The sequence below is a fragment of the Nonomuraea sp. NPDC050733 genome, assembly GCF_040654215.1.
Taxonomy (GTDB): Bacteria; Actinomycetota; Actinomycetes; order Streptosporangiales; family Streptosporangiaceae; genus Nonomuraea.
In genome coordinates this window covers 1-21,405 of record NZ_JBFAHO010000053.1, presented here as the reverse complement: position 1 = coordinate 21,405, position 21,405 = coordinate 1, and the positions used below count along the sequence as shown (strand labels likewise).

Sequence of the window (21,405 nt, the reverse complement as noted above, 5' to 3'; positions counted from 1 at the left end):
CCGCATGAACCGACTCACACAGCCGCAGGTCCGCCCCGCCCGCGCCGCCGTCCCGGCGACGGGGCGGGGCCGGTCGGGTCAGTGGGCGGCGTGGGCGTTCCTCGCCCCGGTCGTCGTCTACCTGCTGGTCTTCTACGCCTACCCGCTCTGTCGCAACGTCGAGCTGAGCCTGCGCCACTACACCGTGCGCTCATTCGTGCAGGGGGACGCGCCGTTCGCCGGGTTCGCCAACTACGCCAAGGTCTTCGCCGACGCGACCTTCGGCCCGGCACTGTGGCACACCGTGCTCTTCACCGTGGTGTCGCTGGCCTTCCAGTTCACCATCGGGCTGGCCCTGGCGTTGTTCTTCATCAGGAACTTCCGGCTGTCGGCCACGCTGCGCGCGCTGTTCCTGGTGCCGTGGCTGCTGCCGCTGATCGTGTCGGCCTCGACCTGGTCATGGATGCTCAACAGCGACTCCGGCGTGGTCAACGCCGTGCTGGGCCGGCTCGGGGCAGGGCCGGTGAACTGGCTGACCTCGCCCGACTGGTCGCTGTGGTCGGTCATCATCGCCAACGTCTGGATCGGCATCCCGTTCAACCTCGTGGTGCTGTACTCCGGGCTGCAGGGCATCTCGCCGGCCGTCTACGAGGCGGCCGCGCTCGACGGCGCGAACGGCTGGCAGCGCTTCTGGCGGGTGACCTTCCCGCTGCTGCGCCCCGTCTCGGCGATCACGCTGCTGCTCGGCCTGGTCTACACGCTGAAGGTGTTCGACATCATCTGGATCATGACGAAGGGCGGGCCGAGCGGGGCCTCCACCACGTTCGCCACCTGGTCCTACCGGCTCGGGTTCGGCAACCTGGTGCCCTCCTTCGGCCCCGGCGCCGCGGTGGGCAACCTGCTGATCGTGATGGCGCTGGTGTTCGGGCTGGTCTACATCCGCGCGCAGCGAAGGCAGTCCCTGGCATGAGACACCTCAGCATGAGACACCTCAGCATGAGACACCTCAGAACGTGCATCGGTCTGGTGCTGACCGGCGTGATGCTGTTCCCGGTCTACTGGATGATCAACGTGTCGTTCACCCGCGACACCGACATGCGCAAGAGCCCGCCGAACTTCTTCCCCCTCAACGGCACCCTGGACGGCTACCGCGCGGTCCTCGACCAGCAGCTCCCGTACCTGGGCGTGAGCCTCGTCGTCGGGCTCGGCACGGTGGCGCTGACCCTGCTGCTCGCGGCGCCCGCCGCGTACTCCCTGGCCAAGCTGCGACCGCGCGGCGGGGGAGCGCTGAGCTTCGTGCTGCTCATCGCGCAGATGATCCCCGGCATCATCATGGCGATGGGCTTCTACGCCATCTTCCTCACCACCGGCGTGCTCAACACCGTCCCGGGGCTCATCGTGGCCGACTCCACCCTCGCCGTGCCGTTCGCGGTGCTGATCCTGACCACGTTCATGTCCGGCATCCCCGAGGAGCTGCTGCAGGCCGCCCGCACCGACGGCGCCGGGGTGGTGCGCACGTTCGTCTCGATCGTGCTGCCCGTCTCCCGCAACTCGCTCATCACCGTGTCGCTGTTCGCGTTCCTGTGGGCGTGGTCGGACTTCGTCTTCGCCTCCACCCTGGACCAGGGCGGCGACCACCAGCCGATCACGCTCGGCATCTACCACTACATCGGCAACAACAACCAGGAGTGGAACGCCATCATGGCCACCGCCGTCGTGGCCTCCGTCCCGGCCACCCTCCTGCTCATCGTCGCCCAGCGCTACGTCGCCGCCGGCGTCACCGCGGGCGCCGTCAAGGACTGACCTGTGAAAAGAAGGGACTCCCTCTTCATGACCGTCGCCGCCTCAGGCCCGGTGTTCTCCCTGCGGGACATCCCGTTCAGCCATCGGGGCTCCTGGTTCGGCTTCTCGCCCGTGATCGCCGAACACACCTATGCCCAGGACGTGCATCTGGTCTCCCACCAGACCGGCATGCACCCGATCCTGCGGCTGGCCCCCACCGCCGAGAGCGACGTCACCGCCACCCCGCACCAGCTCACCTGGAGCAGCGACGACGGCCGGATCGACCTCGCCTACGACACCGCGGACACGGTGCGGCTGCGCGGACAGGGGCTCGGGCTGCGGCTGCTGGCCGCCGACCCCGTGCTGACGCCGTTCAGCGGCCCGTACTTCTACAGCGATCCCGTCGACGGATCGTTCGTCTTCACCGTCTACCAGACCGGACGCCGCTACCGAGTCACCGTGCTCAGCGGACAGGCCGAGGCGCTCGGCGCGCAGGCGCTCGGCACCGCCGAACGCGGCGTCACGCTGCTGGGCGACTGGGAGATCGCCATCGAGGAGTACGAGACCGCCCGCACCCCCTACGCCGGTACCGACACCTTCGAGCAGGTGGTCAAGGCGGCGCGCGCCGAGTTCGACGTCTTCGCCGCGGCGGTCGCCCCCTGGCGCAGCGACGCCACGCCCGCCGCCGAACTGGCCGCCTACGTCCTGTGGTCGGCCACGGTACGGCCGGCCGGATTCGTCACCCGGCCGGCCGTGCTGATGTCCAAGCACTGGATGGACAAGGTGTGGAGCTGGGACCACTGCTTCAACGCCATCGCCCTGGGGGATGGGCTGCCCGAGATGGCGTGGGACCAGTTCCGGCTGCCCTTCGACCATCAGGACGCCGCCGGCGCGCTGCCCGACTCCGTCACCCACTCCGAGATCCTCTACAACTTCGTCAAGCCCCCCATCCACGGCTGGGCCCTGGGCCACCTCCCGCCGGCGGCCGAGCCGGAGGAGACCTACCGGCTCCTCGAACGCTGGACCGCCTTCTGGCTGGAGGCCCGCCGCGTCCCCGGCCACGAGCTGCCGCACTACCAGCACGGCAACGACAGCGGCTGGGACAACGCCACCACCTTCGACCCCGAGCGCGTCGTCGAGACCGCCGACCTGGCCGCCTTCCTCGTCCTGCAACTGCGCGAGCTGGCCCGGCGCGCGCCGGATCCGGCCGCGGCGGCCCACTGGTCCGGCGCAGCCGACCGGATGCGCGACGCGCTGCTCGCGGAGCTGTGGACGGGGGAGCGGTTCGTCGCCCGCGGCGCGCAGTCCGGAAGGACCTGGACCAGTTCGAGCCTGCTCGACCTCATGCCGATCGTGCTCGGCGACGAGCTCCCGGAGGCCGTGCACACGGCGCTCGCCGCCCGGATCGAGGAGCACCTGACCGCGTTCGGGCCCGCGACCGAGCACCCCTCGTCGGAGCACTATCAGGACGACGGCTACTGGCGCGGCCCGATCTGGGCGCCCTCGACCGTCCTCATCGAGGACGGGCTGCGCCGGGCCGGCCACACCGCGCTGGCCGACGAGGTCAGCGCCCGCTTCCGCAGACTCTGCGAGCGGTCCGGGTTCGCCGAGAACTTCGACGCCCGCACCGGCGAAGGGCTCCGCGACCGTGCCTACACGTGGACGGCCGGCGCCTACCTCATCCTCGCCGCCGCCCACGAGCAGCGCCGCCGTCGCCTGGCCTGACCGGCGAGGTGGAGGGGATCCGCGGGGCGGACCGGGCCGATGCCGGTGGAGTGAAAAGGATCGAGACATGAGCGACCACGCCGGCAATGCGGCGACCGAGACCTTCGTCGCCTACCGCGACCTGCTGTTCACCGTCGCCTACGAGATGCTCGGCTCGGCGGCTCGGACCTTGATCGTTTCGGTGGCGGCCCGCTAGGGTTGGGCGCCTTTGTTCGGATCCTGTCCGCTCCTGCCCGAGGATCGTTCGTGCGCCGCTATCGTCTCGGCCGAATCGCCGCGCTGTTCGCCGCCGTCTACGTGGCCGCGGTCGTCGTGTCCGGCGTCCTCGCGCTGGCCACCGGCGACCCCGGGCTACTGCGTGAGATCGTCACCGGCGGGTGGGACCCGGACTTCGTGCCCTACACCTGGTGGGTGGAGCTCCTCATGGTCGCGGGCGGGGTCCTGCAGGGCTGGGCCTACTGGCAGGTGCTGCGCGGGCGGCCGGCCGGCACGGCGGCGGTCAACGACAGGCCGGTCCGGCTGTTACGGGCGGCCCTGTACCTCAGCGTCGCCTGCACGCTGCTGTACCGGCTTCCGATCCCGTACCGCTGGTGGTCGGGCCTGCCCTCCGACCTGCTCAGCTTCGCCGTCGTGGGGCTGTTCTTCGTGGTCCTCGCCGGGGCACTGCCTCGATGGCTGCGGCTGGTCGGGCTGGTGGCCGGGCTGGCGAGCGCCGCCATAGGCGTGACCTCCACCGTCGCCCACGGCCTCGGCCAGTACTCCGTCGCGCGGTTCGTCTCTCCGTACCAGCTCGGCAACGCCGTCTACCTGCTGTGGCTGGTGTCGGTCCTGGTCGGCCAGGCCAGGGACGCACGCTGGCGGCGAGGCACCGTGCGGATGGGCGGGGCCTCGGCGGTGCTGTCGCTGCTGTCGTCGGGAGGTACTTCGATCGTCGCCTTCGGCGGTTGGGGCGTCGACTACGAGCTGGTGCTGCTCATGGTCCTGAGCGTCCTGGGTGTCTTCGGGACAGTGTGGCAGGCCCGCTCCGCCCACGACCTGGGCGGCCCGGCCCCGGTACCGGCTCCGGCGCCTCCGGTCCGGGTGGCACCCGCGCGGGCGTGGCCCCTCGCGGCCGTGGCCGTGGTGCCCCCACTCATCCCCGCGGCCGTCAACCTCGCGGACGGCATGCCTGTGTGGATCGGCCCCAGAGGCGCGGTCGACGACCTCTTCCACGAGTACGTCAGCTACCCGGCGACGGTGCTCTGGGTCGCCGTGGACATGCTCGTCGGAGTCGGCGCCCCCGCCGTACTGGTCCTGATCGCGATCGTCCGCAGGACCAGGCGGCTGCTGCGGGTCACGATGCTGGTCCTGACTCTCGCCGCGGCGGCAGGCGTCGTCACCGCGCTCACCACGAAGTCCGAGGCGGACTGGCGACTCATCCCCGAGATGGCCGAACATCGGCTGGCTCTGTACCCGGATGGGCTGTTCGACCGGAACGAGCAGGGCGACCTCCTCTTCGGGCTCTCCCCGCTGTGGTACAGCGCCGCGCTCGCCGCCTCCGCCCTCGCCCTGCTCGTCCTCTACGGCGCCCCACCGGCCGCCCGCCTGCGCCACCACGTGCTCGTGACGGCGCTGGCCACCTCCGTGGCCCTGTGCTTCCTGCCGGCCGCCGACGAGTCACGCGGCCCGGTCACCACGGCCGAGGACTGCTCGCCTCCCGAGCCCTGGGAGACGGACGGCAAGCCCGTGGAACCCCCGCCGCCGACCGGCTCGCGCGCCTTCATCTGCGCTGTACGCCGGCAGAATGCGCTCACGTTCTCCGCCACCACGCCCGACCAGGTGCTGCTCGCCCACGGCCGTCGCCTGTGCGCCGTCTACACCCGCAACGACGCACGCGAGCTGGCCCGCCTGCGGGAGGTGGAAGGGGTGGACGTCGGCAACCTGAGCTGGGTGCTCGCCGGGATCTGCCCGGCCGCGAAGGCGAAGGTCACGGCGAAAGCAGCCGCCGACAATCGCGAATTCGAGGAGTTCATGGCCGAGGAGCAGAGCAAATGCGACGCCACCCCGCGTCACCGTCCCCTCATCAAGGCCGCCAGGGCGATCCGCCTCAGGGAGCCGGAGTGGCCCGAGGCGGGGTTGGAGCTGTACGACGAGTTCGCCGGCGAGGGCAGGAGCACGTCCGCCGGCCCGGTCACCGCCGGGCCCGGCGGCGTGACGGTGGACACGCATTCCGACTTCCACGTCTGTGTCACGCTGGAGACCTACACCCGGCGCCCACCGGTCGAGACCAAGGGCTGGGACGACGTCGTCGAGGTCGGCTACGCCAACCAGAGCGGCGAGATGAGCTTCATGGACAGCCTGAGCGGCACCGAACTGCCCGACGTGTCGCTCAACGGCCGCAAGGGGCACTACCGCATCCGCGTGCACTTCGCCTGGTTTCCCTGGAAGGGCGAGGAGTACGGCACCCAGCGGCTGCTGATCATGGCGTACCCGGGACCGGGCGACGAAGTCGTCACCTACCGCAGACCGCCGAAGCGACGTTGACGAAGTCCCGAGTTCGCGACCGGGCCTCGGCGGCCCAGTGGGGTGCGTTCCATCGGTCGGCGATGGTGGCGGCCTGGGTGAAGTGGGCGGCGGCCTCGTCGGTGCGGCCGAGGAGGACGGCCAGCTCGCCGAGGGTGTGGGCGACCGGGCGCAGCGCCACCGACAGGCTCGTGGCGCCCGCCGGGGGACCGTCGCGGTGCGGAAGCAGCGTCGCGTAGATCTCCTCGGCGGCGTCGCGGTCGTTCAGGGCGACGATGACCATCGCGCGCAACGTTGTGAGGAAGGTGAAGAAGAAGTCGGGGCGGATCGGGCTGGGTGACGCGCGGAGCTCGCGGGCTTCGGCGTCCATGCCGTTGGCGTGGAGGGCGAGCGCGAGCAGGTCGGAGACCATGGGGCCGAGCACAGTGTGCAGGGCGCGCACGTCGTCCAGGTGCGCACCGAGCGTGCCGGCGTTCAGCCGGATCACGGCCAGGGCGAGTGGGAGAAATCCCGCGGCGTGCACCGATCCGGCGCGCCGCATGCCCTCGTCGGCCTTGACGTAGCGGAGCTCGGCGTCGGCGAACCGGCCTTCGATGAGCGCCAGGGTCGCCAGCGTGATCTCGGTGACGGCGATCGCCTCGCGCATCCGGTAGGTGCGCGCGAGGTCCAGGGCCTCGGTGATCACCTGGTGCATGGTCACCGGGTCATTGGCGGCGGCGGCGCCGGTGGCCTGGTTGAGCAGCCCGGTGACGCGGTAGACCGGCAGGTCGTGCTCGGTGCCGATCCCCACGAGCTCCCCGCAGAGCTCGGCGTCGCCGTGGACTCCGGCCAGGATCTCGAGTGCCGCGGCCCGCAACCGGGGTTCGGTGGCGAGGTCGAGTGCCTCCTGCGCTGCCTCTACAACCGTCGGGTCGTCCTCGCCGACCAGTTCTTGCGCGTACGCCGTCAGGAGCCGGGACCGCACCGAAGGGGTCAGGTCACGCTTCAGCAGGCGGCTAAGGCGGTCGACGATGGGCCGGTCCACGGTGCCGTACGTACGGGCCTGCCAGGCGGTCGGCTCTGTCCACGCGGTGAATGCGGCGATCATCAGGTCGTCGCGGCCCAGAGACTCTGCGTACTCCACGGCTTCACGACGCGTCTCGCGGGCGGCTGCGACGGCTCCCGCCCGGATCTGCGCGCGCAGCAGCCTGCCGAGCAATTCGACCCGTTCGTCCGGTCCGGTCGAGTTGGTGACGGCGTCGGTGAGGAGGTCGGCCGCCACGTCGTGGGCGTAGCGGGCCTCGGCAAGCTCGGCGGCCTGGACGCAGTAGCCGACGGCCTTCGGTGAGCCGGCGCGCGCGTAGTGGTGGGCCAGCGCCGCGATGTCGTCGGTTCCTTCAAGAGCGGCGGCGATCCGGGCGTGCATCCGGGTAGCACGCAATCTGCTGACGTCGGCGATGAGCGTGTCCCTGACGAGGGCGTGGACGAAGCGGATGAGGCCTGGGCCGGGCTCGTCGAGGAGCCCGGCGATGACGCCCGCGTCCAGCGCATCCATCACCCCGTCCTCGTCGGTGTCGGCGGCCTTGACGAGGACGTCCACTGAGCTTTCCCGGCCTGCGACCGCGGCCAGCCGGAGGACGGACACGCCTCCCTCGGGCAGGCGCGCGAGCCGCCGGCGCAGGACGTCCCGTACGCCTTCCGGGACCTCGGAGAGGGCGACCAGCGCGCCTTCGCCGTTCAGCAGCCGGGCGCTTTCGCGCACGTAGAACGGGTTGCCGCCGGTGCGCTCGGCGATCCCTGCGATGGTCTCCTCGTCGGCCTCGCATTCGGCCCGTACGAGCTCCGCGACGGCCTCGTCGTTCAGCCCAGGCAGCGCCAGGCGGAGGGGCGTGGCGCGAGCGAGGGAGGCCAGCGTTTCGGTGAGGTGCCCGCTCTCGTCCGCGCGGTACGCGGCGACGGCCAGGATCGGTGCCCGCATGCCGAGGACGCCGCCGAGCAGTTCCAGCGTGGTGGCGTCCGCCCAGTGCAGGTCGTCCAGTACGACGGCGACCGGGCGTTCCGTGGCGACCGCCGCGAGCCACTTCCACACGGCTTGGCGCAGGCGGAACCGTCCAGCGGTGGCGTCGGCGTTCACCGGCCCGGTGTCGGTGAGCAGCGGCGCGAGGTCGTCGGCGAACTCGCCCGGGGACCTGGACGCGGCGACGGCTCTGAGTGCCTCAGTCCAGGCCCACGCGGGCGGCGCGCTGTCGACCTCGGGGCAGCGGCCGACGGCGACCAGCCATCCGTCACGTTCGAGCCGCCTGCCGAGGTGTTCCAGCAGCGTCGACTTGCCGAGCCCGGCCTCGCCGGTGACAAGGGCGATACGGGCTCCGTCGGTGGCGGCCTCGGTGGCGGCTGTGACCAGTGCCGACAGCTGTGCCTCGCGTCCGACGAACGGCGCCTCGATGATCGGAGCCGTCCCCCGGAGAGGGGCCACCTGCGGCAGCGGGGCGGTCAGCGGGGGCGGGGGCACGGCCGCGCGTAGGACGTCCGTGCGCTGGGTGAGGATCGCCTCCTCCAACGCCGTCAGGTCCGGGCCAGGATCGAGCCCGAGCTCCTCGGCGAGGATGCCGCGGGCGCGGCGGAGCGTCGCCAGCGCGTCGGCCTGGCGGCCGCTGCTCCACAGTGCCAGGGCGTGCAGCCGCCAGCCCTCCTCGCGGAGGGGCTCGTCGCGGGTGAGCCGCTCGGCCTCGGGAACCACCGCGGCGGGGTCGCCGATGCGCAGGCCCGCCGCGACGTGCAGCTCGCGGGCGACCAGGCGCAGCTCGTTCAGCCGGGCCGTCTCGGCGGCGGCCCACGGCTCGTCGGCGACCTCGGCGAACGCCGGTCCCTGCCACAGCCCCAGCGCCTCGGCGAGCCGAGCCTGCGCGGCGCGTAGGTCGGTGTCCGTACGCGCTTGGCCCAGCAGGCCCTCGAACCGCCACGCGTCCACCGCCTCCGGTGGCAGCCGCAGCGCATAACCCGGCGCCGCGCTCACCAGCAGCCGGGCCGGCGTGCGCGGCGGGCGTCCAGGCTCCAGCAGCCGGCGCAGGTTGGACACGTACGCCTGCAGGGACATCAGCGCCCGCGCGGGCGGCTCCCCGCGCCACAGATCCTCGATCATCCGGTCGACCGGCACGACCTGCCCACGCGCCGCCACCAGCAACGCCAGCACGCCCCGCTGCCGCGGCCCGCCCAAGGGAACGGGCTCGCCGCCGACCTCGGCCACGAAAGAGCCCAGCACCCGGATGAAGACCATGATCCGCACATCTTACGTGGCCGTTCCAAGTGCCCTCCAAATCCCCTCCAAACGCCCAGGAGCAGCCTGAACACATCGCAACCGATGAAGGGGCGGGAACAGATGAGCGTCAACACCCGGGACATGGAGATCGTCCACCGCGTGCTCCGCCGTGAGTCAAGGCTGCTGGTGGAGCTCGTGGCGGCCGTCGCCCCGGGTGACACTGCTCGCGCCAGGGTGATCGCCGACCACTTCCGCGACTACCGGCTGGGACTGAAGAACCACCACGAGGGCGAGGACGAGCTGCTGTGGCCGCCGCTGCTGTCCCGGGTCGATCTGGAGGCCGACATCGTGCTGCGCATGGAGGCCCAGCACGAGCGCGTCGCGGCCACACTGACCAGGCTGGACGCGGCGGTCCCGGCGTGGGAGGCCGCCGCCGGCGCGGACGAGCGCGACACGCTCGTGGCCGCCCTGGCCGACCACCGGGCCGTGCTTCTGGAGCACCTCGACGACGAGGAGGCCACTCTCCTCCCGCTCGCGGCCGAGCACATCACCGAAAAGGAATGGGCCTCCCTGGGCGACCACCTGGTGGCCAACACGCCCAAGCTCACCCTGCTCACCCTCTTCGGCCTCGTCCTGGAGGATGCGAACCCGGCCGAGCGCGCCACGCTCCTGTCCGCCCTTCCCGCTCCGGTACGCGGCGTCTGGCACATCATCGGCCGCCCCCGCTACGCCCGCCACATCAGCCGCGTCCGCGGCTGAACCCTGCCCGTCCGTACATACAAGGAGAACGACCATGTCGCTGAAGAAGCTCAACACCGTCCTGGCCGCCGTCGTCGTCCTGTTCACCCTCTACCTCGGGTTGTCCTTCGTCCTGCCCCTCGGGACCACCTTCCCGGGGCTGGCGAACTGGCCCTCTGACGGCAGCGGCTTCTCCATCGTGAAGGGCAGCCGCGAGATCGCGATGGGCCTGGCCATGGGCATCCTGCTAATGACGGGCCACCGCCGCCCGTTGGGCTGGGTCCTGCTGATGGTGGCCGTCGCCCCGTTCGGCGACATGGTCAATGTCCTGGCCCACCACGGATCCACGGCCGCCGGGCTCGGCATCCACGGCCTGACCGCGGCGCTGATCGCGGTCACGGGGTTGCTGACCCTCCGCGAGACCAGCACCACCCCGGCGACCGCCGCGCAGCCCGCCTGACGTCCGCATTCTCTGACAACTCGAAAAGGGAGACGACAATGACCATCAACGATTTGCGCGGTGTCCTCAGGGGGCGCGTGCTGCTGCCCGATGACGACGGCTTTGAGCAGGCGGCCACCGCGTGGAGCCTGACCGTCAGGCAGCCGGTGGCGGCCGTGGCGGAGGCCGCGGATGCCGATGACGTGGCGGCGCTCGTGCGTTACGCGCGGCGGGCGGGTCTGACGGTGACCGCGCAGCCGAGCGGGCATGGCGCCTCGGGTGATGTGGAAGGCCTGATCCTGCTGCGCACCGGCCTGCTCAACCAGGTGGAGGTACGCGCGGAGGAGCGCCTGGTCCGGGTGGGCGCGGGTGTGAGATGGGGGCAGGTGCTGGCGGCGGCCGGCCCGCTGGGTCTGACCGGCCTGGTCGGCAGCGCGCCGGGGGTCAGCGTGACCGGCTACACCCTGGGCGGTGGGGTCGGCTGGTTCAGCCGCAAGTACGGCTTCGCCTCCGACAGCGTGCGGGCCATCGACATCGTGGACGCCGATGGCCGGCCGGGCCGGGTGACCGCCGAGTCCGATCCCGAGCTGTTCTGGGCGCTACGCGGCGGTGGCGGGGACTTCGCGATGGTGACCGCCCTCGAACTCGAGCTGTATCCCGCGCCAGTCCTGTACGGCGGGCGCGTGATCTGGCCGGAGCACCGGACCAGGGAGGTGTACGACGCCTTCCTGGAGATCACCGCCGAGGCACCGCGTGAACTCAGTGTCTGGATCAACCGGCTCCAGCCCCCCGGCGCGCCGCCGATGGTGACGCTGGATCTCGCCTACCTGGGTGAGGCGGCTCAGGGGGAGGACCTGCTGATGCGTATCGACAAGATCGAGGGCGCGATCTCCGACAGCCGCGGCATCGTCCCGGTTGCCGACCTGGGTGACATCGCCGCCGAGCCCACCGATCCGGCCCCGTCCATCGCTCGTGCTGAGCTGCTCACCGGCCTGGACGCGGACGCGGTGGAGCTCCTGCTGGCCAAGCCGGTCGAACCGCTGATCAACATGCAGATCAGGCACCTGGGCGGGGCGCTCGCCGAGCCGGGCGGCGGGGCCGGTGCGAGCGGCGCGGTGGCTGAGCCTTACCTGCTCGGCCTGCTGGGTCTCGGCCTGCCGCACGCGGCCGATGCGACGCGCGCCAAGCAGGCCGAGGTAGTGGCGGACCTGGAGGCCTACATCAGCGGCCGCAAGCCGTACACCGTGCTGTCCCCCGGTGACACGGCGGCGAAGTCCTTCTCCGGCAGCGCGCTCGCCCGGCTGCGGGAGATCAAGCGGGCCCGCGACCCGCACAACGTGTTCCGCGCCAACTACCCGGTGCTCGGATAGATCGGTGCCCAGCAGGTCACGGCCCCTCCGCCCACCGGGGCGGCGAGTCGTACGGCCAAGCTCCGAGGCCGGCACCACCTGCCGAGCGACGCGCCGGCACGATGCCGATCCAGCCGGTGACCTCGGTCACCGGTGACCTGGACACCGGCCTCGTCCCGCTCGCCTAGCATGGGATCATGCGGGCCACCGTGGACGAGCGTGACGATGCCGCTATCTGGGACATCGCCCGCCCAGCGCGGGCCGGTCGGGTGCCAGGTGTCACGATGGCCGGATTTCGTGACCGTGGCAGGACCCCGGCCGGTCTCCGGCTGATCCCGCACCCGGCCGTGACGCTGGCCCTGGTGTTCGGCGCCGGCACCGTCACCGTGGACGACGCCACCGGGCGGCGGCAGGGCGGAAGTCTCGTCGCCGGGCTCGGGCTCGGGTACGGAGCGGTCCGGGTGCGGTGGGCGAAGAACGTCGAGTGCGTGCAGGTGCGCCTGTCCCCGGTGGTCGCCCGTGCGGTTCTGGGCGTCCAGCCGGTCGACCTGGACGGCGCCGTCGTGGCCCTGGACGACCTGTGGGGCCGGGAGGCGTCCCGGATCAGTGAGCGGCTGGGTGAGGTCTCCTCCTGGGAGGACCGCTTCGCGTTGACCGACGCGTTGCTCGCCCGCCGGTGCGAGGGGGAGGCGCCGGTGGACCGGGAGGTGGCCTGGGCCTGGCATCGGATCGTCGCCGGCCGCGGCCGGGTCCGGGTCGACCGGCTGGCGGCCGAACTCGGATGGAGCCGTAAGCGCCTGTGGTCCCGGTTCCACGCGCAGATCGGCCTGCCGCCCAAGCGCGCCGCGACGCTGGTCCGCTTCGACCATGCCGCACACCGCCTGGCCGCGGGTCAGGAAGCGGCCCGCGTCGCGGCCGACGGCGGCTACACCGACCAGTCCCACCTGCATCGGGACGTCATGTCGTTCACCGGGACAACCCCCGCGACCGTGGCCGTCGAGCCGTTCCTGGCGGTCGACGACATCGCATGGCCCGGCCGGGAAACACCCACCCGAGCCCCACGCCGGTAGTCCGCGCGCTTCATGATCACCCAGACCTCGGCCGTGTTACGCTGCGAGCCGGCTTCTCCCCGTTGGGCTTTCCTCCTCGCCAACCAGCTTCACCCGGGTCCCGATGACGCGGGGAAGGTGGAAGTCACTCATCACATCCCGGAAAAGGGTGTTCTGTGATGGTGGCGACGCGTGTCGACCCTTCAGTTCCTTACCGAGCTCCCATCGACGGCTACCTGCTCGTCTTCTCGGTGCTGCTGATCACCACCGGCGCGTCGCCCGGCTGCTGGCCGTGGCCTGGTGGGACTGGCCGGTGCAGCACATCACCGAGCATGTGCGGACCATCATGTCGGGCAGCGTCACCGACCTGGAAGCCGCCGCCCCGGACAGCCGTCGCGCGTGACGCCGCGTCCCTTTCGCCGTACCCGAAATGAGTGATCTTCCATGACCCGCCGCCGTGCCCACATCGCGATGGTCGGCATCCCCGCCGTCAGTCACGTCCTGCCCAGCCTTGAGGTCCTCCGGGAGCTGGTGGCCCGCGGCCATCGGGTGACCTACGCCAACGACCCGGCGGTCGGCGACCTGATCGCGGCCACCGGCGCCGAACTCGTCCCCTGCACCTCCTTGCTGCCGGTCGCCGACAACAACTGGCCCGACGATCCCATCGCGGCGATGACCCTCTTCCTCGACGACGCCGTTCAGGCCCTCCCGCAGTTGCGCGCCGCCTACGACCACGACCGCGCGGACCTCTACCTGTACGACATCGGCGCCTACGCCGCGCGGGCCCTCGCCGAGACGCAGGACCGCCCGACCCTGCAGTTGTCCCCGACGTTCGTGGCCTGGAAGGGCTACGACCAGGAGGTGGCGGCGCACCTGTGGCAACTGCCGGGCGCCGACGCCTACCGGGCGAAGTTCGCGCAGTGGCTCATCGACTCCGGGGCGTCCACCACCGACGTGGACACCTTCTCCGGCCTCCCGGCACGGGTCCTGGCCCTGATCCCCCGAGCGATGCAACCGCACGCCGACCAGGTCGACGCCGACAGGGTGACCTTCGTCGGCCCCTGCTACGGTCCGCGCGGGGAGGAGGACGGCTGGACGCGTCCCGCCGACGCCGAGAACGTCCTGCTGATCTCCCTGGGCTCGGCGTACACACGTCAGCCGGAGTTCTACCGCCAGTGCCTGGCGGCCTTCGGCGACCTGCCCGGCTGGCACGTCGTCCTGCAGATCGGCAGGCACACCGACGCGCGGGAGCTGGGCCCCGTCCCGTCCAACGTCGAGGTGCATTCCTGGGTCCCCCAGCGAGCGATCCTGGAGCAGGCCGACGCCTTCGTCACCCATGCCGGCATGGGCGGTTGCGGGGAAGGGCTGCTGGCCGGTGTCCCGATGATCGCCGTTCCGCAGGCCGCCGAGCAGTTCCTCAACGCCGACCGGCTCGTGGAGCTGGGCGTCGCCCGCCGCATCGACACCCCGGACGCCACGGCCGAGACGCTGCGGACCGCCCTGACCGAGCTCGTCGCCGACACGGAGGTCGCCCGCCGCTCGGCGGCACTCCAAGCCGACGCGCGAGCCGAGGGCGGCACCACGCGGGCCGCCGACCTCATCGAGCACCTGCTGACCTGATCCCCACCCACCGGGTTGTCCGGCACTGAAGGCGTTCCGGCGGGCCTTCGCCGCGGCTCACACCCTGGTCCTTGTAGGTTGGCGCCATGGCCGTCGAGATCGTCGAGCGCGAGCTGACCATGCCCTGGGAGGGCTTTCTCGCCGAACCGGCCGCGGGCGGCGGCGGTGCGGGGGTCCTCGCGCTGTCCGGGTCGAGCGGCCGGATCGAGCGCGAGCGGTGCCGGCTCTTCGCCCGTGCCGGCGTCACCGCGGTGTCGGTCCGCTGGTTCGGCGGACCCGGGCAGCCGCCCGGCATCTGCGAGATCCCGCTGGAGACCTGTGTCGCCGCGACCGGGCTGCTGCGCGAGCGCGGCGCCGGGCGCGTCAGCATCCTCGGTACCTCCAAGAGCGCCGAGGCGGCGCTGCTCGTCTCCACCCTCTCGGACTGCGCCGACGCCGTGATCGCGCTCGCCCCCACATCCGTCACCTGGGCCAACGTCGGCCCGGGCGTTGACGGCCGGGACCGCCCGTACCGCTCAAGCTGGACCTGGCAGGGCCGGCCGCTGCCCTACGTCCCCTACGACGACGGCTGGATGCCGGCGGAGTCGGCAGGCGCGCCGGTCGCCGTGCTCGGTTGGTACGAGCGCAGCCTCTCGACGTACGCGGACCGGTTGCCCGCCGCGGCCATCCCGGTGGAGAAGACGGGCGCCGACCTCGTGCTGGTCGCGGGGGGCGCCGACCGGATGTGGCCGTCCCTGCGCTTCGCCCGCGAACTCGCGGCCCGGCGCTCGGCGGCCGAGCGCGAGGCGGTGCTCGTCACCCGGGCCGACGCGGGCCACCGGATCGTCTTCCCGGGCGAGGTGGCACCGCCCCCGTCCACCCGGTTCGACCACGGCGGCACCCCGGAGGCCGACGCGGCGCTGGGCGCGGCCGCCTGGCCGCACGTGCTGGCGGCCGTCCGCGGCGTCCGAGCGGTACGGCGCGGGTCGAATGGCGTGAGCCTGCCCAGGCGCTCGGCGTGAGGCGGTCAGCAGGGGAGCGGCTCGGAGGTGTGGCGCTGCCACGCGCGGCGCGAGGCGTGGTCAGCTCGTGGGCGTCGTGCCCGGGGAGAGTTCGACCCCGCGTCCCGGACCACGGGGCCGCGCTCGATCTGACGTCCGCGCCGGGTGAGGCGAGGGATGTAGGCGTCGAACCAGTAGCCGGGGCCGGTGTCGGAGTTCGGGTGCTGGAAGTCGGAGATCATCTCCAGCGAGACCGACGCGCGCGCGACGAGCTGGTGGTCGGTGGCGACGGCCAGCACGCGTTGCTCGGCGAACAGGACCGGCCCCACGGTGAGGTCAGGTTCGTCGATGGGGAGCCAGCTCACCAGGACGTCGATGTCCCCGCGCCGCAGCGCGGCGAAGGCCCCGCCGACCTGGGCGCTGTGGATGCGCAGCTTCCACTGCGGGTGGCGGAGACGGAAAGACGTCCCAGTAGGGGCGCAGGTCGTAGGCGTTGAGGGGGAGCATGCCGACGCGCAGCGTGCCGGTGATGCCCTGGCCGGCGAGCTGGGCGCGTTCCACGCTCTCCTTCAGCCCCGCGTAGAGCGGCCGGAGGTCGTCCCGGAGCTGCCGCCCGACCTGGGTCAGCCGGACCGTGCGGTTGGAGCGCTCGAACAGCGGCGCGCCGACCTGCCGTTCCTGCTTCTGGATCGCCTGGGTGACGCGAGCGGGCGACAGGCATAACCGGGCGGCGGTCCGGCCGAAGTGCAGCTCCTCGGCCAGGGTCAGGAAGATCTCGATGTCCCGCAGTTCCACGCCTGACCTGCTCCGTTCACTCCCACTGAAGGTGATCTTTCGGGGTTTGTCGTTGTTCCGGGCGTTCACCGTACTTGATCCTCGATTCGTAGGATTAGCCGCTGGTCGAGGGAGCACGTGGATGGACGTCCTTGTTTGCGGTGCCGGCGTCGCCGGGGCCGCCCTGGCGTACTGGCTGTGCCACCACGGGTTCACCCCGACCGTGGTGGAGCGCGCCCCGCGGGTGCGCCCGGGCGGGTACGCGACGGGCGTGCGCGGCGAGGCGCTGGACGTGCTGGACCGGATGGCCCTGCTGGACCAGGTCCGAGCGCTGGACCTGCGCCTGGGCGACACGGCGATGCCGCACGAGTACGCCGCCCTGCCCGTGGCGATCTGCGCGACCGACCTGGAGATTCTGAGGGACGACCTGGCCGGCCTGCTGTACCAGGCCACCCGCCGGGAGGTCGAGTACGTCTTCGGCGACTCGATCGCCACCCTGGAGCAGACCGCCGCCGACGTGCGGGTCACCTTCGACCGCGGCCGGCCGCGCCGCTTCCACCTGGTGGCCGGCGCCGACGGGCTGTACTCGCGCACCCGCTCGCTGGCCTTCGGGCCGCACGAGCGCTTCGTCCGGCACCTGGGCCTCTACACGGCGGTCTTCGGCTTACCCGGCCATCTCGGCGCCGAAGACGGCGGCCGGGTCCACCGCGTACCGGGCAAGGCGGCCGGGGTGCTCAACACCCGCGACGGCGCCCGAGCGCGTGCGGCGCTGCACTTCGCCTCCGGGCCGCTGGTCTACGACCGCGATGACGCCGGGCAGCACAAGCGCATCGTGGCCGAGCGGTTCGCCGGCGAAGGCCGGCTGGTCCGGCGCCTGCTGGAGGAGATGCGGGGGGCGGAGGACCTCTTCTTCGAGGCGAACGCCCAGGTCGAGATGGACCGCTGGTTCTCGGGCCGGGTGGTGCTGCTCGGGGACGCCGGTTACTGCGCGGCGCCGGCCTCGGGTCGCGGCGCCTCCCAGGCGTTGATCGGCGCCTACATCCTGGCCGGCGAGCTGGCCGCCGGCGGCGGCCACGCGCAGGCGTTCGCCGCCTACGAGCGGGAGATGCGCGGCTTCGTCGCCGAGCACCAGCACATGGGGCGCGAAGGCGCCGACCAGTTCTTCCTGGGCACGCCTCCGCAGGAGGGGCTCGACCGCACGACAGCGGCCCGCCCGTACCTCGTGCGGCTCAAGGACTACGCTCCCGGCTTCGCCGCGGAGCTGCCGTCACCCGGCCGGGCTGCCCGCTGACCTGGCGCCGCCGTGTCAACGGCGGCGTCAAGGCTGCGACGGCCCGGTGTCGGACCCCTTCGCGAGGGTGAACCCACGAACGCCGAATCGCAACAGAACCGGCGCACCAATCATGACAACAAGGAGACAAGGATTATGACAACCGGCAGGAACGGCTTCTCCGAGCAGGGTCTGCGCAGGCTGCGTGAGGTGCTGGCACGGCACGTCGACTCCGGGAAGATCCCCGGTCTGGTGGCCCTGGTCAGCCGCGGCGGCCAGACCCACGTCGAAACGCTGGGCACGATGCAGCACGACGGCGGCGCGCCGATGCAACGCGACACGATCTTCCGGATGGCCTCCACCTCCAAGCCGGTCACGATCGCCGCCGCGATGGTCCTGCTGGACGAGTGCCGGCTGCGGCTGGATGACGTGGTCGACCCGTGGCTGCCCGAGCTGGCCGACCGCCAGGTGCTCACCCGCATCGACGCCGAGCTGGACGACACCGTGCCGGCCCGCCGCCCGATCACCGTACGGGATGTGCTGACCTCCACCTTCGGCCTCGGCATGGACATGACCGCGCTGGGCACCCCGATCCTGAACGCCGTCTTCGAGCGGGGGCTGACCCCGAACCTGCCGACCGAGGTCCCCGAGCAGGACGAGTGGATGCGCCGCCTCGGCGAGCTGCCGCTGATGCACCAGCCCGGTGAGCAGTGGCAGTACCAGATCAGCAGCGACCTGGTGGGCGTGCTCGTCTCCCGGGTCACCGGCCAGTCGTTCGAGGACTTCCTGCGCGAGCGCATCTTCGAGCCGCTCGGCATGACCGACACGGGCTTCCACGTGCCCGCCGACCAGCTCGACCGGCTGCCCACCCTGTACGCCCCCGACCCGGCCACGGGCGAGTTCCTCGCCTGGGACCAGCCCGAGGACGGTCGCTGGAGCAAGCCGCCGGCGTTCCAGGGCGGCGGTGGCGGCCTGGTCTCGACCGCCGACGACTACCACGCCTACTTCCGGATGCTGCTCAACGGCGGCCTGCACCACGGCAGGCGGATCCTGTCCCGGCCGGCCGTGGAGCTGATGACCACCAACCGGCTCACGGCCGAGCAGAACGCCGCCCGCACCGCCCTGGCCACCAACGCCGTGCACATCTCCTTCGGCCAGGGCCAGCAGGGCGGCTGGGGCCTGGGCATGGCGGTGCGCACCTACCGCGGCGACTACGCGCCGATCGGGCAGTTCGGCTGGGACGGCGGCAGCGGCACCTCCTCCTACGCCGACCCTGCCAACCAGCTCACCGGCATCCTGCTCTGCCAGCTCGGCTACACGGTGCCCAACCCGGCCCACCTGATGAACGACTTCTGGACCACCGTCTACCAGGCCATCGACGACTGATGGAAGCTGCTCGACGACCGATGCGAGGAGCGAGTGTCATGCGTGTCCGGTTCATCACGGGCGCGTCCAGGGGGCTACGACACCGGCCTGTTCACGACCGGCACGACGCGACGAACGACACGAACGAAAGGTCATTGATGATGAAGCACCACGATGCCACCCAGCCCGCGGAAGAAGACCCCCGAGAAGAACGGTCGGCGGGGAATGCCGACGTGATCATCGTGGGGGCCGGCCCGACCGGTCTCATGCTGGCCGCCGAACTCCGGCTGGCCGGGGTCCGGCCGCTGGTGCTGGAACGGCAGCCGCGGCGCCGCGACACCCCCAAGGCCGGCGGTCTGGGCGGGCAGATCCTGGAACTGCTGCGCTACCGAGGCCTGCTGGAACGTTTCCAGGCGGCCTGCCCCGGACCCGCCCCGGCGCCCCGGTTCCCGTTCGGCGGGGTGCATCTGGACTTCACCCACCTGCCGGATCCCCCGATGCACGCCCTGCCGCTGCCGCAGCAACTGCTGGAGCGGCTGCTCGACGAGCGCGCCGGCGAACTCGACATCGATGTCCGGCGCGGGCACGAGGTGACCGGGATCAGCCAGGACGACGCCGCGGTGAGCGTGGACGTGCGCGGCCCGGACGGGCCGTACCAGGTGAGCGCCCGCTACCTCGTGGGGTGCGACGGCGCGCGCAGCCGTGTCCGTGACTGGGCCGGTATCGGCTTCCCCGGCACTGTCTACCCGGAGGTCAACCGGCTGGCCCAGGTCACCCTGCCCGACTCGGTGACCGTCCTCGGCAACGGCGATCTCGACGTCCCCGGCTTCGGCACGATCCGCGCCGGTTTCACCCGCACCGACCAGGGCTTGCTCGGCCTCGGCTCCTCACCCGGCGCCACGAGCGTCTCCCTCTACACCATCGAGGACGAGACCACCGAGTACGACGACGACGTCCCGATGACCCTGACCGAACTGCAGGACAGCATCCACCGCGTGCTCGGCGCCCACCTGCCCCTGGCCGGATCGACCCGGCTGTCGCGCTTCACCTTCAAGGCCCGCCAGGCCGAGCGCTACCGGGCCGGGCGCATCATGGTGGCCGGTGACGCGGCGCACCTGTTCCCCGCCACCGGCGTGGCACTCAACGCCGGCATGCTCGACGCGGTCAACCTGGCCTGGAAACTGGCCGCCGACCTGCACGGCTGGGCACCGCCCGGCCTGCTGGACACCTACCACACCGAACGCCACCACGCCGGGACCCGCACCATGCTGCACACCCGCGCCCAGGTCGCCCTGCGACGTGGGCACGACGCGGCAGCCGAAGCGCTCCGGGAGGTCTTCACCGAACTGCTCACCGACGAGCAGCCGCTGCGCCGCATGGGCGCCCTCGTCGCCGGAACCGACCTCCGCTACCCCATGCCCGGCACCGGCCACCACCCGATGACCGGCACCTTCGCCCCCGACCTCACCCTGCACACCGACCAGGGCGTCACCAGCGTCGCCGAGCTCCTGCACTCCGCCAGGCCCGTCCTCCTCGACCTCGCCGGCCGCCCGGAACTGCGCGAGGCCGCCGGCGGTTGGGAGCAGCGCGTCGACGTCCACACCGCCAAGACCGACGACCGATCGGCCGACGCAATGCTGATCCGCCCGGACGGCCACGTCGCCTGGGCCGCCGACCTCGACGAATCCGCGGACAGCGCCACGCCCCGGCTGCGTGAGGCACTCTCCGCATGGTTCGGAACGCCTCGAAACATGTGAGAGAGACATGACAAGCAGACTCACCGAGCTGACCATCGACTGCCACGATCCGGAGAGACTCGCGGCCTTCTGGTGCGAGGTCCTGGACTTCAAAGTGCTCGACCGGAACGAGGGCAAGGTCGAGATCGGCTCCTGGGAGCCGACCGTCGAGGAGGTCCTGGCCCGCCAGATGCCGCCCACCCTGATGTTCATCCAGGTGCCCGAGGGCAAGACCGTGAAGAACCGGCTCCACCTCGACGTCAGCCCGATCGACGGCAGCACCGACGACGAGGTGACCAGACTGCTCGGCCTCGGCGCCATCAAGAGAGATGTGGGCCAAGGCCCAGACCGAAGCTGGGTGGTCATGGCCGACCCCGAGGGCAACGAGTTCTGCGTCGTGCGCACCCTGGCGGTGACGCGCCACAGTTAGCGTCGCTGTCTGCTCCGGCTGGTACGACAACCCGACAGCGGAACGGAGAGGAAGCCTGTGCCGGCGCGCTGGTGATCGTCGCGGCGACCCCCTGGTTCGCAGACCACCTCATGTACGTGATGATGAACTGTTATCACGTACATGAGGGCCGGCACGCAGCGCGCCGCGCAGCCGATCCCGCCACATCTCCACCGGACAGATCTTGGTGGCCGGCCAGTCGACCAGCTTGTCCTCATCGCCCACCGTCGGCTCACGGAGGCCGTGGAACTCCCGTGTGCTCCTGGGCGTCGCCGTAGTCGGGCTGCCCGCGTCCGCGACGCACACGCGAACGGGCTAGAAGTCCATGTCGCCGCCGCCGGGCATACCGGCGGGAGCGGCGGGGTTCTTCTCGGGCTTCTCGGCGATGACGGCCTCGGTGGTGAGGAAGAG

Annotated in this window: 18 protein-coding genes; 15 read left to right on the top strand and 3 right to left on the bottom strand. The window is 71.7% G+C overall.

What is annotated here, in order from left to right:
• Positions 1 to 4: 4 nt before the first annotated feature.
• From AB0H64_RS40885 to AB0H64_RS40865, 5 genes are all read left to right on the top strand, one after another.
• The gene (locus tag AB0H64_RS40885; RefSeq protein WP_357636172.1) at positions 5 to 949 is read left to right on the top strand and encodes a sugar ABC transporter permease; all 945 of its coding nucleotides are present in this window, start codon (positions 5 to 7) and stop codon (positions 947 to 949) included.
• A 26-nt stretch (positions 950 to 975) separates the two neighbouring features.
• On the top strand, positions 976 to 1,782 hold the full coding sequence (locus tag AB0H64_RS40880) for a carbohydrate ABC transporter permease (RefSeq protein ID WP_357636170.1): 807 nt from the start codon (positions 976 to 978) through the stop codon (positions 1,780 to 1,782).
• Positions 1,783 to 1,785: 3 nt separating this feature from the next.
• On the top strand, positions 1,786 to 3,486 hold the full coding sequence (locus AB0H64_RS40875) for a hypothetical protein (protein WP_357636168.1): 1,701 nt from the start codon (positions 1,786 to 1,788) through the stop codon (positions 3,484 to 3,486).
• A 67-nt stretch (positions 3,487 to 3,553) separates the two neighbouring features.
• The gene (locus AB0H64_RS40870) at positions 3,554 to 3,682 is read left to right on the top strand and encodes a hypothetical protein (RefSeq protein ID WP_357636165.1); all 129 of its coding nucleotides are present in this window, start codon (positions 3,554 to 3,556) and stop codon (positions 3,680 to 3,682) included.
• Between the two features lie 50 nt (positions 3,683 to 3,732).
• Positions 3,733 to 6,009, top strand: a complete 2,277-nt coding sequence (locus AB0H64_RS40865) for a DMT family transporter (protein ID WP_357636163.1) — start codon at positions 3,733 to 3,735, stop codon at positions 6,007 to 6,009.
• Here AB0H64_RS40865 and AB0H64_RS40860 read toward each other — a convergent pair.
• Positions 5,978 to 9,244, bottom strand: coding sequence for a BTAD domain-containing putative transcriptional regulator (locus tag AB0H64_RS40860; protein WP_357636160.1), 3,267 nt, complete (start codon positions 9,242 to 9,244; stop codon positions 5,978 to 5,980). The genes AB0H64_RS40865 and AB0H64_RS40860 overlap by 32 nt on opposite strands.
• A 102-nt stretch (positions 9,245 to 9,346) precedes the next feature.
• Between AB0H64_RS40860 and AB0H64_RS40855 the strand changes: the two genes are divergently transcribed.
• The 6 genes from AB0H64_RS40855 to AB0H64_RS40830 all read left to right on the top strand — a co-directional run bounded on the left by AB0H64_RS40855 (position 9,347) and on the right by AB0H64_RS40830 (position 15,422).
• Positions 9,347 to 9,985, top strand: a complete 639-nt coding sequence (locus AB0H64_RS40855) for a hemerythrin domain-containing protein (RefSeq protein WP_357636158.1) — start codon at positions 9,347 to 9,349, stop codon at positions 9,983 to 9,985.
• Between the two features lie 34 nt (positions 9,986 to 10,019).
• Entirely contained in the window at positions 10,020 to 10,424 is a 405-nt protein-coding gene (locus AB0H64_RS40850) for a DUF4267 domain-containing protein (protein ID WP_357636156.1), read from the top strand.
• A 38-nt stretch (positions 10,425 to 10,462) separates the two neighbouring features.
• Positions 10,463 to 11,773, top strand: coding sequence for an FAD-binding protein (locus tag AB0H64_RS40845; protein WP_357636155.1), 1,311 nt, complete (start codon positions 10,463 to 10,465; stop codon positions 11,771 to 11,773).
• Positions 11,774 to 12,036: 263 nt separating this feature from the next.
• Positions 12,037 to 12,822, top strand: a complete 786-nt coding sequence (locus AB0H64_RS40840; RefSeq protein WP_357636152.1) for a helix-turn-helix domain-containing protein — start codon at positions 12,037 to 12,039, stop codon at positions 12,820 to 12,822.
• 423 nt (positions 12,823 to 13,245) lie between these two features.
• Positions 13,246 to 14,421 (top strand): macrolide family glycosyltransferase, encoded by a 1,176-nt coding sequence (locus tag AB0H64_RS40835; RefSeq protein ID WP_357636149.1) that lies wholly within the window; start codon positions 13,246 to 13,248, stop codon positions 14,419 to 14,421.
• 86 nt (positions 14,422 to 14,507) lie between these two features.
• Positions 14,508 to 15,422, top strand: a complete 915-nt coding sequence (locus AB0H64_RS40830) for an acyl-CoA thioester hydrolase/BAAT C-terminal domain-containing protein (RefSeq protein ID WP_357636146.1) — start codon at positions 14,508 to 14,510, stop codon at positions 15,420 to 15,422.
• A 5-nt stretch (positions 15,423 to 15,427) separates the two neighbouring features.
• On the opposite strand, the gene AB0H64_RS40825 is transcribed toward AB0H64_RS40830, so the two are convergent.
• Positions 15,428 to 15,829 carry a LysR substrate-binding domain-containing protein gene (locus AB0H64_RS40825; protein ID WP_357636257.1) on the bottom strand — a complete coding sequence of 134 codons (402 nt, stop codon included), beginning with the start codon at positions 15,827 to 15,829 and terminating at the stop codon, positions 15,428 to 15,430.
• A complete protein-coding gene (locus AB0H64_RS40820; RefSeq protein WP_357636143.1) occupies positions 15,738 to 16,196 on the bottom strand; it encodes a LysR family transcriptional regulator in 459 nt (152 codons plus the stop codon). The genes AB0H64_RS40825 and AB0H64_RS40820 overlap by 92 nt, the downstream gene beginning before the upstream one ends.
• 121 nt (positions 16,197 to 16,317) lie before the next feature.
• On the opposite strand from AB0H64_RS40820, the gene AB0H64_RS40815 reads away from it, so the two are divergent.
• The 4 genes from AB0H64_RS40815 (at position 16,318) to AB0H64_RS40800 (ending at position 20,976) form a co-directional block, all read left to right on the top strand.
• A complete protein-coding gene (locus AB0H64_RS40815) occupies positions 16,318 to 17,466 on the top strand; it encodes an FAD-dependent monooxygenase (protein WP_357636141.1) in 1,149 nt (382 codons plus the stop codon).
• A gap of 135 nt (positions 17,467 to 17,601) precedes the next feature.
• Positions 17,602 to 18,831 (top strand): serine hydrolase domain-containing protein, encoded by a 1,230-nt coding sequence (locus AB0H64_RS40810; protein WP_357636139.1) that lies wholly within the window; start codon positions 17,602 to 17,604, stop codon positions 18,829 to 18,831.
• Positions 18,832 to 19,043: 212 nt separating this feature from the next.
• Complete coding sequence (locus AB0H64_RS40805) at positions 19,044 to 20,567, top strand: FAD-dependent monooxygenase (RefSeq protein WP_357636136.1); 1,524 nt, start codon at positions 19,044 to 19,046, stop codon at positions 20,565 to 20,567.
• 7 nt (positions 20,568 to 20,574) lie between these two features.
• On the top strand, positions 20,575 to 20,976 hold the full coding sequence (locus AB0H64_RS40800; protein WP_357636133.1) for a VOC family protein: 402 nt from the start codon (positions 20,575 to 20,577) through the stop codon (positions 20,974 to 20,976).
• Positions 20,977 to 21,405: the final 429 nt, after the last annotated feature.

Coding starts and splice junctions, on each gene's coding strand:
- AB0H64_RS40885 (WP_357636172.1), top strand. CDS start 5: ATGAACCGACTCACACAGCCGCAGGTCCGCCCCGCCCGCGCCGCCGTC.
- AB0H64_RS40880 (WP_357636170.1), top strand. CDS start 976: ATGAGACACCTCAGAACGTGCATCGGTCTGGTGCTGACCGGCGTGATG.
- AB0H64_RS40870 (WP_357636165.1), top strand. CDS start 3,554: ATGAGCGACCACGCCGGCAATGCGGCGACCGAGACCTTCGTCGCCTAC.
- AB0H64_RS40860 (WP_357636160.1), bottom strand. CDS start 9,244: ATGGTCTTCATCCGGGTGCTGGGCTCTTTCGTGGCCGAGGTCGGCGGC.
- AB0H64_RS40855 (WP_357636158.1), top strand. CDS start 9,347: ATGAGCGTCAACACCCGGGACATGGAGATCGTCCACCGCGTGCTCCGC.
- AB0H64_RS40850 (WP_357636156.1), top strand. CDS start 10,020: ATGTCGCTGAAGAAGCTCAACACCGTCCTGGCCGCCGTCGTCGTCCTG.
- AB0H64_RS40845 (WP_357636155.1), top strand. CDS start 10,463: ATGACCATCAACGATTTGCGCGGTGTCCTCAGGGGGCGCGTGCTGCTG.
- AB0H64_RS40840 (WP_357636152.1), top strand. CDS start 12,037: ATGGCCGGATTTCGTGACCGTGGCAGGACCCCGGCCGGTCTCCGGCTG.
- AB0H64_RS40835 (WP_357636149.1), top strand. CDS start 13,246: ATGACCCGCCGCCGTGCCCACATCGCGATGGTCGGCATCCCCGCCGTC.
- AB0H64_RS40830 (WP_357636146.1), top strand. CDS start 14,508: ATGGCCGTCGAGATCGTCGAGCGCGAGCTGACCATGCCCTGGGAGGGC.
- AB0H64_RS40815 (WP_357636141.1), top strand. CDS start 16,318: ATGGACGTCCTTGTTTGCGGTGCCGGCGTCGCCGGGGCCGCCCTGGCG.
- AB0H64_RS40810 (WP_357636139.1), top strand. CDS start 17,602: ATGACAACCGGCAGGAACGGCTTCTCCGAGCAGGGTCTGCGCAGGCTG.
- AB0H64_RS40800 (WP_357636133.1), top strand. CDS start 20,575: ATGACAAGCAGACTCACCGAGCTGACCATCGACTGCCACGATCCGGAG.